The following is a 12,756-nucleotide window of genomic DNA, read 5'->3' as shown; positions in this document are numbered from 1 at the left end:
GGTATGGGTCCCCGCGTTCGCGGGGACGACAGCGATGGACATGGCCGCACCGCGTTCTCCGACTAGGTCGCACGCATGCGAAGCCCTATAACCCCGCGTGAGAACCACGAGGGTAAACATGTCTCAATCTCAAATCACGGACTGGCTGGCATCGCAGCGGCAGGCGATGATCGATCTGCTTCGCGATGTCGTGAACATCGATTCCGGCTCCTACGACAAGGAGGGCGTCGATGCGGTCGGTGCGCGGTTCGAGCGGCATTTTGCCGAGCATGGCATTCCGTTCCGGCGCGAGAGCCACGACGCCTTCGGCGACGCGATCCATGCCGAGGTGGCCAAGCCCGGCAGCAACGAGAAGCCGGTGCTGTTGATGGGACACCGCGACACCGTGTTCGGCAAGGGTGAAGCGGAGCGGCGCCCGTTCACGATCAGGGACGGCCGCGCCTATGGGCCTGGCGTCGCCGACATGAAGTCCGGCGTCGTCATGAACATCTTCGTCGCGACCGCCTTCCACAAATTCGGCGGCAACCCGCATCCGATCAAGCTGCTGATCACCTCGGACGAGGAGATCGGCTCGCCCTCCTCGCGGCCCGTGATCGAGCGTGAAGGCCGCTCCGCCCGCGCCGTGTTCAATTCCGAGCCGGGCCGCCCCACCGGCAACATCGTGACGGGGCGCAAGGGCGGCATCTTCATGCATCTTGCCATCACCGGCAAAGCCGCGCATTCCGGCGCCAATTTCGCCGCGGGTGTCAGCGCGATCGGCGAGCTCGCGCACAAGATCGTGCAGATCCACGCGCTCTCGGATCTCGACAAGGGCATCACGCTCAATGTCGGCCTGGTCTCGGGCGGACAGTCCGTCAACACCACGGCGCCTTACGCCGAGGGCCAGATCGACCTGCGCTATGTCGATCCCGCGGATCGTGCGCGGGTGATGGACACGATCGAGACCATCGTCGCAACGTCTTACGTGCCGGGCACGCGTGCGACGCTGACCATCAAGGGCGAGTTCGTGCCCGTGGTGCAGAGCGCGGATTCGAAGGCGCTGTTCGAGAACTACCAGGCGGCTGCAAGAGAGGCCGGCCTCACCACGCTCCAGGGCGAGTTCTCCGGCGGCTGCGCCGATTCCGGCTTCACCGCCGCCGTGGGCACGCCGACCATCTGCGGCCTCGGGCCGGTCGGCGGCCTCGCGCACACGCCGGAGGAGTATCTCGATATCGACAGCATCGTGCCGCGCGCGCAAGCGCTGGCGCTGGCGATTTTGAGGGGATGAATGCAGGTGCCGTAGGGTGGGCAAAGCGAAGCGTGCCCACGATTTGACGGCAATTGGGAACGAGATGGTGGGCACGGCGCAAGTGCGCCTTTGCCCACCCTACGAAACCTCCCGAGTGTCTACGAATAACTCGGCGCGTCCGGCTTGCGGAAGATGTGGATGGGATCGCCGGGGATGATCACGGGCTGGCCCGAGAACATCGCGTAGGCGTAGAGCGCGAGATAGGCGATCGCCAGCGCGCCGATGGCATAGAACGCCCAGGTCGCGACGCGCTTCATCGATCCGCTCCATTGCCGTCCCGGCGGGAGGCTCAGGCGCTTCTAGAGCGATGACGGGGAAAAGGCCAGCCTTCCGCGCCGGCCACCCGCGCGATCAAAGGCCGCGCCGGCCGCGCGCGGGAACGCTCACGTCCGCAAGCCTCGCGGCGTCCTCGTCCTGGTCGACCGCCACGTACTGGCCATGCCAATAGGCCAGCGCCGCGTTGCGGGTGGAATTCCTGACGTTCCTGACACGGCCGATGACGATGCCGTGCGAATGTCGCTCCACGATCTCCTCGACCTCGCAATCGAAGGCCGACAGCGCGCCGACGAGCAGCGGAACGCCCGAGACCGCCGTCACCCATTTGGCGCCCGTGAAACGGTCAGCGCCCTTCAGCCCGTCCTTGCCGGCAAAGCGTTCGGCGACGTCGAGCTGGTCGGCGTTGAGGATGTTCACGCCGAAAGCGCCGTGGCGCCGGATCAAGGGGAAGGACGAGGCGTCGCGATTGATGCTGACCAGCAGCGTCGGCGGCTCGACCGACAGCGAGGTCACCGAGGTCACCGTCATGCCGGTGATGTCCTTGCCCCGCCCGGCCGTGATGACGCTGACGCCGCCGGTGAGATGGCGCATGGCGCCGCGGAAATCGGCGGACGAGATGGGGATTTCAGTCATGAGATCGCGAGGCACTACATTCATGGCATGGTCCCCGAGACGGGGTTCCCTTGTATCTAGGTACGATCGTCCGCCGACAACAGGTGGCTCAGGATCGAGCCCTCCAGACCCGCAAGCTCGGCCGAGCCGCGCTGGCGCGGCCGGCCTGCGTGAACCACGACATCATGGGCGATGCGGCCCTCTTCGATCACCAGCACCCGGTCCGCCAGCGCCACGGCCTCGGCGACGTCATGGGTCACCAAAATCGCAGTAAAGCCCTGGTCGCGCCAGACACGCTCCAAAAGGCGCTGCATCGAAATCCGGGTCAGCGCATCCAGCGCACCAAGCGGCTCGTCGAAGGCCAGCACGCGCGGACGGGAAACCAGCGCACGGCCGAGCGCGACGCGCTGCTTCTGGCCGCCCGACAGCACCGACGGCCACTGGTCGCGCTTGTCGGCGAGCCCGACCTCCCTCAAGGCCTTCTCGGCGCGTGCATGCGCATCGGCGGAGGCGCGATCGCGGCCGAGGCCGACCTCGACATTGGCGAGCACGCGGGCCCAGGGCAACAGCCGCGGCTCCTGGAACATGACGCGAATGTCCTCGGGCTGAATGTCCTGGCCGAAGCTGATGCTGCCGGCGTCGATCTTGTCGAGGCCCGCGATGAGGCGCAGCAGAGTGCTCTTGCCGCAACCACTTTTTCCCACGATGGCGACGAACTGGCCGGCGGGAATGTGCAAATCGATGCCGCGCAGCACCTCGTTGCTACCGAAGGATTTGCGCAAGCCCCGGATGCTGAGCGGCAGGCCGGTGCTTTGCGCCTCGCGCACGACGCGCGCGTGAGGCGCAAAATTGGCGCGGCTGGCGAGCTCGGTTTCCGGAAGGGAGCTACGAACGGCTGTCTGCATGTGATTCCCAGTATCTCTGCTCAATTTTTCTGGAAGGCGGGGTGCCAGGAGAGCGTCAAACGCTCCAGCACGCGGGAGGCGCTGTCGGCGAGCTTGCCGAGCAGGGCGTAGATCAGGATCGAGAGCACGACGACGTCGATCAGCATGAACTCGCGCGCCTGCATCGCCATGTAGCCGAGGCCCGATGACGCCGCGATGGTCTCGGCGACGATCAGGGTCAGCCACATGATGCCGAGCGCGAAGCGGATACCGACGAAGATCGACGGCAGCGCGCCCGGGAAGATCACGCGGCGGAACAATTCGCCGTCGGTCATGCCGTAGATGCGGCCCATTTCGACCAGCTGCGGATCGACGGTGCGGATGCCGTGCAGCGTGTTGAGGTAGATCGGGAAGAACACGCCCAGCGCCACCAGGAACAGTTTTGCGCTCTCGTCGATGCCGAACCACAGGATGACCAGCGGGATCAGCGCGAGATGCGGCACGTTGCGAACCATCTGCAACGTGGTGTCGGTGAGTTTTGCCGAAAGCTGCGACAGGCCGTTGGCGAGACCGAACGCGAAGCCGATGCTGCCGCCGATCAGGAAACCGATCGAGGCGCGCCAGAACGAGACCCAGATGTTGCGGACGAGCTCGCCGGAGAGCAGCAGCTTCCAGCCGGCGAGCAGGACGTCGCTCGGGGCCGGCAGCACCCGCGTCGGCACGAAGCCGGTCACGCTGGCGACCTGCCAGATCGCGATGATGGCGAGCGGCACGATCCACTGGATCAGGCCGTCGATCCGCGGCAAACGAAAGCTGCGCGGGAGTGAAACGCTGTCGATCACGCTCATGACTGCGACACCCGATGTTGCGGACGGAAGTCGCTGCCGACCGTCTCGCCGAACGGACCGCCATTGAAATGCAGCTTCGTCACGTTGGAGGGCTGCTCCAGCGAGAGCAGCGGGAACACCAGCTCGGCGAAGCGATAGGCTTCCTCCAGATGCGGATAGCCCGACATGATGAAGGTATCGATGCCGATCTCCTGATACTCCTTGATCCGGGCCGCGACGGTCTCGGCGTCGCCGACCAGCGCCGTGCCGGCGCCGCCACGCACGAGGCCGACGCCGGCCCACAGGTTCGGGGCGATCTCGAGCTTGTCGCGCTTGCCGCCGTGAAGCTGCGCCATGCGCTGCTGGCCGACGGAGTCCATGCGGGCAAAGTTCTTCTGCGCCAGCGCGATGGTGTCGTCGCTGACATGCCTGATCAGCTCGTTCGCGGCACCCCAGGCCTCCTCGTTGGTTTCGCGAACGATCACATGAAGGCGGATGCCGAAGGACAGCTTGCGGCCGCGCGCAGCTGCGACCTCCCTCACCTTGGCGATCTTCTCGGCCACCAGGGCCGGCGGCTCGCCCCAGGTGAGATATTTATCGACGGTATCGACGGCGACGTCGATGCCGGCGTCCGAGGAGCCGCCGAAATAGAGCGGCGGGCGCGGCGACTGCACCGGCGGAAACAGCAGCTTGCCGCCCTCGACATGGATGTGCTTGCCCTCGACATTGACCGTCTTGCCGGCGAGCAGGTCGCTATAGACGCCCAGGAACTCGCGGGTGACCTCGTAGCGCTCGTCATGGCCGAGGAAGATGCCGTCGCCCTTGTTCTCGACGGGATCGCCGCCGGTGACGACGTTGACGAGCAGCCGGCCGCCCGTGACGCGATCGAGCGTCGCGGTCATGCGCGCCGCAACGCTCGGCGATTGCAGGCCGGGCCTGACAGCCACGAGGTAACGCAGCCGTTCGGTGAACGGTGCGACTGCGGAGGCGACGATCCAGGAATCCTCGCAGGACCGCCCGGTCGGCAGCAGCACGCCGAAATAGCCGAGCTGATCGGCGGCCTGCGCGATCTGGCGCAGATAGTTGAAATTGACCTCACGGCCGCCGACGCCGGTGCCGAGATAGCGGCCGTCGCCGTGGGTCGGCAGGAACCAGAGAATGTTGGTGTTGGGTTGCTTGCTCATGACCTTGCTCACGATCCTGACTTCCGAGCCACATCGGAGATCTTGATGGATTTGGGGATCAGGCCCAGCGCGAAGAACGCATCGGCCACCTGCTGCTGATCGGCGATGACGGCATTGGTGATGGGCTTGATGCCGTAGGACTGCCGCTTCAAGGCCACCTCGACGACCGGAACGGACAGACCGATCGCGGGCGCGAGTTGCTCGGCCACCGCGTGGATGTCGCCCTTGGCCCAGTTGTCGACCGCGCTGAGCTCGGCGAGCACGGCGTCGACGATCCCAGGATTGGCACCGAGGAATTTCTTCGAGGCAAAGTAGAACTGATAGTTGGCGACGATGCCGGTGCCGTCAGCGAGCGTGCGCGCGCCGGTGGCCGCCTCCGCCGCCGCCTGGAACGGATCCCAGATCACCCAGGCATCGACCGCGCCGCGCTCGAAGGCGGCGCGCGCGTCGGCGGGTGCGAGGAACACCGGCTCAACTTCCGAATACTTCACGCCGGCTTTCTCCAGCGCCTTGACCAGGAGGTAGTGGACGTTAGAGCCCTTGTTGAGCGCGACCTTCTTGCCTTTGAGGTCGGCGACCGACTTCAGCGGACTGTCCTTCGGCACCAGGATCGCCTCGCCCTTCGGCGCCGGCGGTTCATAGGCGACGTACTGGATCGGCGCGCCGGCGGCCTGCGCGAAGATCGGCGGGGCTTCGCCGGTGTTTCCGAAATCGATCGCGCCGACATTAAGGGCTTCGAGCAGCGGCGGGCCGGAGGGGAATTCGGTCCACACCACCTTGTAGCCGTCGGCGGCGAGCTTCGGCTCGAGCGTGGCCTTGCTCTTGAGCAGCACCAGCTTGCCGTATTTCTGGTAGCCGATGCGGACCACCTTGTCCTGACCGTAGGACGTGCCGACCGCGGCAGCGACGATGCCGATCGACAGCACCACGGCCGCGATCAGACGCCGAATGATACGCCTCATGTTCAAACCCCTGTGTGTGGGAAGGCTGGTCGGCACGATCAGGCTGCCGGGTTGCGCCAGACGATGTCGCGGATCGCGATCGGCTTCGGGATCAGTCCGAGCTTGTAGAAGCGATCGGCGACGCCCTGCTGGGTCGCGACGATGTCATCGGTGACGGGCCCGACGACGAAGGACGACCGGTTCGCCGCGATGGTCTGGATCTCCAGCGGAATGCCGGTCACCGCGGCGAGAGACTTCGCGACCTCGTCGCGATGCTGCTCGGCCCATCTGGCGGTCGCGGTGGTGACGTCAACGATCTGCTGCAGGATCGCGCCGTGGTTCTTCGCGAAATCGCGGTTGGCGATGTAGAAGGAATTGGTCTTGGTGACCTCGCGCGCGTTGATCAGGATGCGGCCGCTCTGTTTGGTCTCACCGATCGCGAAGTACGGATCCCAGATCGCCCAGGCCTCGATGCTGCCATTGGCAAAGGCGGGGCCGGCGTCCGGCGGCGTCAGATAGACCGGTGTGATGTCGGCATAGGTGAGGCCCGCCTTCTCCAGCGTCTGCACCACGATGTTGTGCGCGCTGGAGCCCTTGGTGAAGCCGACACGCTTGCCTTTCAGCTCACCGATCGCGCGGATCGGCGAATCTTTCGGCACCAGAATGCCCTGGCCGTTGGTGATGGGCTGGCCCGCGGCATAGACGATCGCGGCGCCCGCGGCCTGCGCGAACACCGGCGGGGAATCACCGACCGCGCCGTAATCGACGCTGCCGACATTCATCGCCTCCATCATCGGCGGGCCCGAGGAGAACTCGACCCACTTCACCTCGATGCCCAGGGGCGTGAAATGTTTTTCCAGCGCGGCCTGCTGGCGCGTGATGACCAGCACGCCGTTCTTCTGGTAGCCGACACGAATTTCCTTCACCGCGCCTTGCGCGATCGCAGGCGAGGCGAGCGCAGCGGCGGCTGCGGTTCCGATGGAGAGCTTGAGAAAGTCACGACGCTGCATTCCACACTCCCGGCCGCGTGCGGCCGTCATCATTCACGTTTCAGGAATGATGGTGCGGGTTATCGGAGGTGTCGAGACGTGCGGAAAAATAGTGATGCGAGCACTGCGCGTGCGGCAGCGCGCATGATTAATCTTTCAAGCGGCCGCGATGATGCAGAGGGATTTTTTCTGCACGCGAATGTGAGAGCCGCACGGATCTGGTCCCGGCTAATGCCATGTCACCGGCAGATTCTGCAGTCCGCGAAACGCCCAGCCGCCGATCCGCACCGGCTCGTCATCGGCGATCTCGAGAAGCCTGGCGCGTGCGAACACGGTCGGCAGCGCGACGTCGGCGATCATGGCGCGAGAGGCCCATGCGCCGGCGCAAAAATGCGGGCCGGCGCCGAACGCGACGCTCTTGGTCGTATCACGCCGCACGTCGAACTGATCCGCGCGCTCAAAATGCCTCTCGTCGCGATTGGCGGAGCCGAACATCAGGAACACACGCTCGTCGAGCTCGAACGAAACGTCGCGGATGCTCCACGGCTTGGCGATACGCCGTGGCGACATGCCGATCGGCGAGATCCAGCGGGCATATTCCTCGAACGCCTCGAGCCAGGTCACCTCGCCCTTGCGCACCAGATCGAGCTGCTCGGGATGGGTCAGGAGCGCCCAGACCGTGCCGGCGATGGCCTTGCGCGGCTCATTCTGGCCGCCTGAGATCGCGAGTTTGACATTTGCCCGCACGCTGTCCATCGGCATGCCGGAGGCCACGAGCACGCCGAGGATGCTCTGGTCCGGGTTCTTCGTGATCACCGGCAGGATGTCGTCGATCGCAGCGTCGATGCCCGACGTCGCGGCATGGCAGCGCGCCTCGACGGCGGGATCGCCGGCATAGTTGGCGATGCCCTCGATCATGCCTTGCGACCACGCGTCCATGTCGCCAAAGCCGATATTGGTGAGGCCGGTGATCGACTTCAGGCATTCGCCGGAGAACGGCAGCGCGAAGTCGCGCATGAAGTCGATCCGCCCCGGCGCGATCGCGTCGAAGATGCGGTCGGCATGGGCCTGGAATAGCGCGGACCAATGCGCCTTCACCGTCTTCGGCGACACCGTCGGAAACATCGCGCGGCGCTCGACCTGGTGCGCCTCGCCGTCCTTGCGCATCATGTTGTGGCCCATCAGCCGGTTCATCAGGCCGGCGGGCTGGTGCGAGGAGAACACGTCGATCTGCTTCTCGGAGATCGAGATGTCGTCGCGGCTGGTCAGCAGGGTCGAGCCGAGCTGCGGCACGAACGCGATCGGCGCTTCTTTCCGCATTGTCGCGAGCATCGGATAGGGATCGGCCCAGAACGCGACAGGGTCGATGTCGATGCGCGGCGCGGTGCTCAAAGCGGCCTCCCCGGATTGTCGTATCCTTCAGGCCAGACTAGCGAACTCCGCGGCCGGCGTCTGTCCCTAGCGATAGGGACGGACCGAGCTACCGGGCCTCGGCGATCTTCGGTCCAGATGGGAGCATCTGCGCGTTGGCTGCCGAGGGCCGGTTCGACGGCGGTGCCGGGTCCGGCGAACGCGATGCGGCGTCGGCCGGCGCTCCCTGGGACGGTCGGCGAGCCGCGGCTGCCGGAAGCACGATCACTTTCGCGCCGACCTTCACCCGTTCATAGAGGTCCGTGACGTCGTCATTGGTGAGCCGGATGCAGCCGGACGAAACGCGCTTGCCGATCGTAGCGGGGTTGTTGGTGCCGTGAATGCGATATTCGGTCTCCCCGAGATACATTGCGCGGGCGCCGAGCGGATTGCCGGGACCACCTGCCATGAAGCGCGGCAGATAAGGCTGGCGCGAGACCATCTCCACGGGCGGATGCCAATCCGGCCATTCGGCTTTACGGGCCACGGTCTGCTCACCGGACCACGTGAAACCTTCGCGGCCGACACCGATGCCGTAGCGCATCGCCTGCCTGTCGTTCAGGACGAAATAGAGGAATGTGTTTCCGGTATCGATGATGACCGTGCCCGGCGCCTGGCGGCTGGCATAGTCGACCACCTGCCGCACCAATGCTCCAGGAGCATCAGCGTCGGCTTTGGGCGGTTCGGCCAGAGGCGCCGGAACCGGTGCCGGAATCGGAGCTGCAGCCGGGGCCGGAACCGCCGCTGCGGCATGAACTGGAGGCGCCACGTAGACAGGAGACGACGATGCCCGGGCTTCCTGTGCGGGCGGCTTCCGTACCGGCTGCACGCCCGCCTGGCCGGACAGCAAACCGTACCCCAACGCGGCGACGGCCACGGCGCAAATTGCAACCCTCGCGGCCATCGGGATTGCGAGCGTCTCCGCCTTCCCACGTTTGGCCTTGGCCCGCTTAGCCATATCTTTCTCCAGGGGTCACTGTGCCTGAAGAGGTACCCAGCAAAATTTAAGAAACTTCGAAGCGATGCCGCGCAGACGGGAACCGTTGGCGATGGTTAACGCGGAATTCTTGTTCGGCGACATCAAGAATGGGGGATACCGCTTGATACTCAGTTCAGGCCGTGCGGCCCCGCGAGTAGACCCAGCACGATCGAAAACAATTCGTTCTGCGAGGAGATGCCGAGCCGCTGATAGGCGCGCTTGCGGTAGGTCAGGGTCGAATGCAGGCTGATGCCGAGTTCTTGCGAGATTGCCTCGGAGCTGAAACCGAGCAGGATGCGACGGCAGACCTCCTGCTCACGCGGTGTCAGCGTGGAGAGCGGCGCGCGCGTGGCGAACAATGTGGCGAGGTTCTGGTCAGGCGTCGCGGTCGCGGCCTGCTGGAAATGACGTGCGACGCTGGCGCCGATCGCTGGCGCGATCGCCTGCAGCCGTTCGCGCTGCGCGGCGCTGAAGCGGCCCTGGGCCGTGATGCGGTAGAAATTGACGTAGAAGCAGGTGTCGCCAGTCCAGATCGCGGTCGCGCATTTGTCGACGATGCCGGAATCCTGGAAGAATATCTTGCGGTAGCGCGCACCATACATGCGCGGCGCGAACGACGGCAGCATGATCGGCGCAGGGCCCTCGCCTTCGAACAGCGCATCGCGGTTGGGATCTGATTCATGGAAGTGCCCGGCATAGGCCGCGCCGAGATCGCCGCCGATCGGGATGTTGCCTGCATCGAGCAGGCAGGTCGCGGCACCGGAACGGCTCAGCGCGAACACCATGCAATGGCCGACATCGGCGTGGCGGCGCAGCGTGTCGATCAGGACTTTTGGGAAATCGGAGCGGCCTATGGCGAGCACCGCGGGCGCGATATCGCCTGCCGCTGCAGTTGTGGACGTCCCGCAAGGGCGCATCGTCTTCTCCCTGTCGCTTTTGACGTGGTCTACCAGCAATGGCGGCGCGCCGGAAGGCCGCTCTGCGTGGCAGATTGCGCGAACATCGCTGAGCCGAATGGACGGTAGCCGCTCGAAATCACTTTCTTCGCAGAATCTGGTCCATTGTCTTTCCCCGGGCCAGTTCGTCGATCAGCTTATCCAAGTAACGGATTTCCCGCATCGTTGGCTCCTTGATGTCCTCCACTCGAACGCCACACACCGCGCCTTTGATGAGGGTGCGCGAGGGGTTGATTGCAGGGGCCTCTGCAAAGAAGGTCTCAAAATCCGTCTGTCCTTCCAGTTGGACTTGCAGCTCCTTCGGACCATAGCCCGTCAACCAAGAGATGATCTGATCGACCTCGGCCTTCGAGCGCCCTTTCTTCTCCGCCTTCGCAACATAGAGCGGGTAAACGCTGGCGAAGCTGGTCGTGTAGATCCGGTGCTTTGTCAACAGAGCCCCCTACCCCGCCGCCGCCTTCGCCGGGGCGACACTGATCGCCAGCTTGCCGTAGCGGTCCGTAAAGGCCTCGGTGTCGATCTCCTCCAGCTTGATCTCGCCACTCATCACGCCCTGCTTCCAGGCTGCCTGCGCCGGGTCGTTCTGGAACTCCGGCATCACCTCGCGGCCGAACAGCTCCAGCGATTCGCAGATGTGCTCGTGGCTGTTCTTGCCGGCCTGGTTGAGCAGGATGACCTGGTCGATATGCGAGGACTGGAAGCGCTTCAGCTTCCTGCGGATCGTCTCCGGCGAGCCGATCAGGCCGCCGCGCAGCGCCGCCTCCTGCGCTTCAGGATTGTCGCGCTTCCACTTGTTGTACTCGTCCCACATGTTGACGGTGTAGGGCGCAGGCCGCTGGCGGTTCTGCGAGGCACCGTAGAAGCGCAGCGCGAACTGGAAGAAGGTGGCGCCGTCGGCGCGGGCGCGCGCCTCCTCGTCGGTCTTGGCGCACATGAAGAACGAGACCAGCGCCATGTTCGGGTTGATCTGGTAGTCCGCCAGTTTATGCAGCCGCTTGGTCATCGCGTTGTAATAGGCGTGCACCCAGGCATGCGCGGCGTCGGCGCTGACGAACTGGAAGCCGAGCGCGCCAAAGCCGTGACGGCCGGCACGCTCGATGGTCGGCAGTTGCGAGCAGGCCATCCATAGCGGCGGATGCGGCTTCTGCACCGGCTTGGGCACGACGTTGCGCAGGGGGATATCGAAATACTTGCCGTGATGCTCGCTGCCCGCGTCCTTGAACATCGGGAAGATCGCGGCGACGGCTTCCTCGAACACTTCCTTCTTGGTCTCCATATCGCGGCCGAACGGCGTGAGTTCGGTGATCGAGGCGCTCTCGCCCATGCCGAACTCGCAGCGGCCGTTGCTGAGCAGATCCAGCACCGCAACGCGCTCGGCAACGCGCGCCGGATGATTGGTGGTGAGCTGCAGGATGCCGTGCCCGAGGCGGATGTTCCTGGTGCGCTGGCTTGCTGCGGCGAGGAAGGATTCCGGTGACGGCGAGTGCGAATATTCCTCGAGGAAGTGATGCTCGACCACCCAGGCGTGGTCGTAGCCGAGCTTGTCGGCAAGCTCCATCTGCGTCAGCGCGTTCTGGTACAGGGCGAGCTCGTCGCCAGCCACCCAGGGCCGCGGCAGTTGCAGCTCGTAGAAGATGCCGAACTTCATGGCGTCGTTCTCCCGCGATTATTGTTGTTAATGGCATCTTAATGAGCGGGGTCGCGCTGTCCATGGCTGCTCGCCATCACGGGCTCGAATCAGCCATGCGAAATGCGACGACTTAGTTGATGCAAGGCGCATTGATCCATGTCAGAATCGGCGGTCTCCGGCGATATAGTTTGACAAGTTCACGGAGCGACGGCCGTAAGCCGTCAAGATCTTAGGCACTGCAAGAGAGAGACCGGATATGCCGGCCCCCGGCGACGACACGACTGGGCGCTTGCGCCAACGGCGCATGGAGATCTTCGCGTTCCTGTTCCTGACGGCGGTCGTGATGCCCGTCCTCGCGGTCGGGACCGTCGGCAGCTACGGGCTGGCCGTGTGGATCTACCAGATGTTCGCGGGCCCGCCCGGCCCGCCTCCGACCCCGCATTGATATCCAGAAAGGCAGGCATATGGCCCAAGCCAAACTCAACCGTCGCGCGCTGATCACGGGACAGGTGCTCGGCGCCGACCGCATCGTGCCCCCGCCCGGGGGCGAGATTGCCAGTATCGTGGTGCAGGCGCGCCCCGAGCATCTCGCCGACGTCGAAGCCGACATCACCGCCCTCGCGGGCTGCGAGATTTACGGCCGCGACGTGCGTGGCAAGCTCGTGGTCGTGGCCGAGGCGCTGGACGCCGGCAGCCTCGGCACCATGCTCAACACCATCCAATCCCTGCGACACGTTTATTCCGCGGCGCTCGTCTTCCACGCCATCGAAACCGCCTAAA

At 65.0% G+C, this 12,756-nt stretch carries 15 protein-coding genes; 3 read left to right on the top strand and 12 right to left on the bottom strand.

The window, feature by feature from the left end; all coding sequences use genetic code 11:
* Positions 1-118 precede the first annotated feature (118 nt).
* Complete coding sequence (locus XH81_RS05450; protein ID WP_271596072.1) at positions 119-1,267, top strand: M20 family metallopeptidase; 1,149 nt, start codon at positions 119-121, stop codon at positions 1,265-1,267.
* A 119-nt stretch (positions 1,268-1,386) separates the two neighbouring features.
* Here the strand turns inward: XH81_RS05450 and XH81_RS05445 are convergent, their stop codons facing one another.
* The 12 genes from XH81_RS05445 to XH81_RS05390 form a co-directional block, all read right to left on the bottom strand.
* Positions 1,387-1,545: a hypothetical protein gene (locus XH81_RS05445; protein ID WP_018318398.1), complete on the bottom strand. Its 159-nt coding sequence runs from the start codon at positions 1,543-1,545 to the stop codon at positions 1,387-1,389.
* A gap of 94 nt (positions 1,546-1,639) precedes the next feature.
* The gene (locus XH81_RS05440; protein WP_038970844.1) at positions 1,640-2,221 is read right to left on the bottom strand and encodes a flavin reductase family protein; all 582 of its coding nucleotides are present in this window, start codon (positions 2,219-2,221) and stop codon (positions 1,640-1,642) included.
* A gap of 32 nt (positions 2,222-2,253) precedes the next feature.
* The gene (locus XH81_RS05435; RefSeq protein WP_028140215.1) at positions 2,254-3,081 is read right to left on the bottom strand and encodes an ATP-binding cassette domain-containing protein; all 828 of its coding nucleotides are present in this window, start codon (positions 3,079-3,081) and stop codon (positions 2,254-2,256) included.
* Between the two features lie 20 nt (positions 3,082-3,101).
* Positions 3,102-3,908, bottom strand: coding sequence for an aliphatic sulfonate ABC transporter permease SsuC (gene ssuC, locus XH81_RS05430; RefSeq protein WP_038970845.1), 807 nt, complete (start codon positions 3,906-3,908; stop codon positions 3,102-3,104).
* A complete protein-coding gene (gene ssuD / locus XH81_RS05425) occupies positions 3,905-5,071 on the bottom strand; it encodes an FMNH2-dependent alkanesulfonate monooxygenase (protein ID WP_038948482.1) in 1,167 nt (388 codons plus the stop codon). Before ssuD ends, ssuC begins: the two co-directional genes overlap by 4 nt.
* 8 nt (positions 5,072-5,079) lie before the next feature.
* On the bottom strand, positions 5,080-6,033 hold the full coding sequence (locus XH81_RS05420) for a sulfonate ABC transporter substrate-binding protein (RefSeq protein WP_271596071.1): 954 nt from the start codon (positions 6,031-6,033) through the stop codon (positions 5,080-5,082).
* 38 nt (positions 6,034-6,071) lie between these two features.
* A complete protein-coding gene (locus XH81_RS05415; protein ID WP_028140219.1) occupies positions 6,072-7,022 on the bottom strand; it encodes a sulfonate ABC transporter substrate-binding protein in 951 nt (316 codons plus the stop codon).
* Positions 7,023-7,229: 207 nt separating this feature from the next.
* Positions 7,230-8,393, bottom strand: coding sequence for a cytochrome P450 (locus XH81_RS05410; protein ID WP_028140220.1), 1,164 nt, complete (start codon positions 8,391-8,393; stop codon positions 7,230-7,232).
* Between the two features lie 88 nt (positions 8,394-8,481).
* Positions 8,482-9,369 carry a L,D-transpeptidase gene (locus XH81_RS05405; RefSeq protein ID WP_028140221.1) on the bottom strand — a complete coding sequence of 296 codons (888 nt, stop codon included), beginning with the start codon at positions 9,367-9,369 and terminating at the stop codon, positions 8,482-8,484.
* A gap of 149 nt (positions 9,370-9,518) precedes the next feature.
* Complete coding sequence (locus tag XH81_RS05400; protein ID WP_271596070.1) at positions 9,519-10,307, bottom strand: helix-turn-helix transcriptional regulator; 789 nt, start codon at positions 10,305-10,307, stop codon at positions 9,519-9,521.
* Between the two features lie 118 nt (positions 10,308-10,425).
* A complete protein-coding gene (locus XH81_RS05395; RefSeq protein ID WP_271596069.1) occupies positions 10,426-10,779 on the bottom strand; it encodes a DUF2200 domain-containing protein in 354 nt (117 codons plus the stop codon).
* A gap of 9 nt (positions 10,780-10,788) precedes the next feature.
* Positions 10,789-11,994 carry an LLM class flavin-dependent oxidoreductase gene (locus tag XH81_RS05390; protein WP_028140224.1) on the bottom strand — a complete coding sequence of 402 codons (1,206 nt, stop codon included), beginning with the start codon at positions 11,992-11,994 and terminating at the stop codon, positions 10,789-10,791.
* A gap of 238 nt (positions 11,995-12,232) precedes the next feature.
* Between XH81_RS05390 and napE the strand changes: the two genes are divergently transcribed.
* Positions 12,233-12,421, top strand: coding sequence for a periplasmic nitrate reductase, NapE protein (gene napE / locus XH81_RS05385; protein WP_028140225.1), 189 nt, complete (start codon positions 12,233-12,235; stop codon positions 12,419-12,421).
* Positions 12,422-12,440: 19 nt separating this feature from the next.
* The gene (locus tag XH81_RS05380; RefSeq protein ID WP_028140226.1) at positions 12,441-12,755 is read left to right on the top strand and encodes a chaperone NapD; all 315 of its coding nucleotides are present in this window, start codon (positions 12,441-12,443) and stop codon (positions 12,753-12,755) included.
* The last annotated feature ends 1 nt before the right edge of the window (position 12,756 follow it).

Origin of the sequence: Bradyrhizobium sp. CCBAU 25360 (assembly GCF_028128695.1) — a bacterium.
Lineage (GTDB): Bacteria > Pseudomonadota > Alphaproteobacteria > Rhizobiales > Xanthobacteraceae > Bradyrhizobium > Bradyrhizobium ottawaense.
The sequence above is the reverse complement of the archived record's forward strand: the minus strand, read 5'-3'. Positions and strand labels throughout refer to the sequence as shown.

Bases quoted from the DNA above. Each gene is read 5' to 3' on its own strand.
- XH81_RS05450 (WP_271596072.1), top strand. From the start codon at position 119: ATGTCTCAATCTCAAATCACGGACTGGCTGGCATCGCAGCGGCAGGCG.
- XH81_RS05445 (WP_018318398.1), bottom strand. From the start codon at position 1,545: ATGAAGCGCGTCGCGACCTGGGCGTTCTATGCCATCGGCGCGCTGGCG.
- XH81_RS05440 (WP_038970844.1), bottom strand. From the start codon at position 2,221: ATGAATGTAGTGCCTCGCGATCTCATGACTGAAATCCCCATCTCGTCC.
- XH81_RS05435 (WP_028140215.1), bottom strand. From the start codon at position 3,081: ATGCAGACAGCCGTTCGTAGCTCCCTTCCGGAAACCGAGCTCGCCAGC.
- ssuC (WP_038970845.1), bottom strand. From the start codon at position 3,908: ATGAGCGTGATCGACAGCGTTTCACTCCCGCGCAGCTTTCGTTTGCCG.
- ssuD (WP_038948482.1), bottom strand. From the start codon at position 5,071: ATGAGCAAGCAACCCAACACCAACATTCTCTGGTTCCTGCCGACCCAC.
- XH81_RS05420 (WP_271596071.1), bottom strand. From the start codon at position 6,033: ATGAGGCGTATCATTCGGCGTCTGATCGCGGCCGTGGTGCTGTCGATC.
- XH81_RS05415 (WP_028140219.1), bottom strand. From the start codon at position 7,022: ATGCAGCGTCGTGACTTTCTCAAGCTCTCCATCGGAACCGCAGCCGCC.
- XH81_RS05405 (WP_028140221.1), bottom strand. From the start codon at position 9,369: ATGGCTAAGCGGGCCAAGGCCAAACGTGGGAAGGCGGAGACGCTCGCA.
- XH81_RS05400 (WP_271596070.1), bottom strand. From the start codon at position 10,307: ATGCGCCCTTGCGGGACGTCCACAACTGCAGCGGCAGGCGATATCGCG.
- XH81_RS05390 (WP_028140224.1), bottom strand. From the start codon at position 11,994: ATGAAGTTCGGCATCTTCTACGAGCTGCAACTGCCGCGGCCCTGGGTG.
- napE (WP_028140225.1), top strand. From the start codon at position 12,233: ATGCCGGCCCCCGGCGACGACACGACTGGGCGCTTGCGCCAACGGCGC.
- XH81_RS05380 (WP_028140226.1), top strand. From the start codon at position 12,441: ATGGCCCAAGCCAAACTCAACCGTCGCGCGCTGATCACGGGACAGGTG.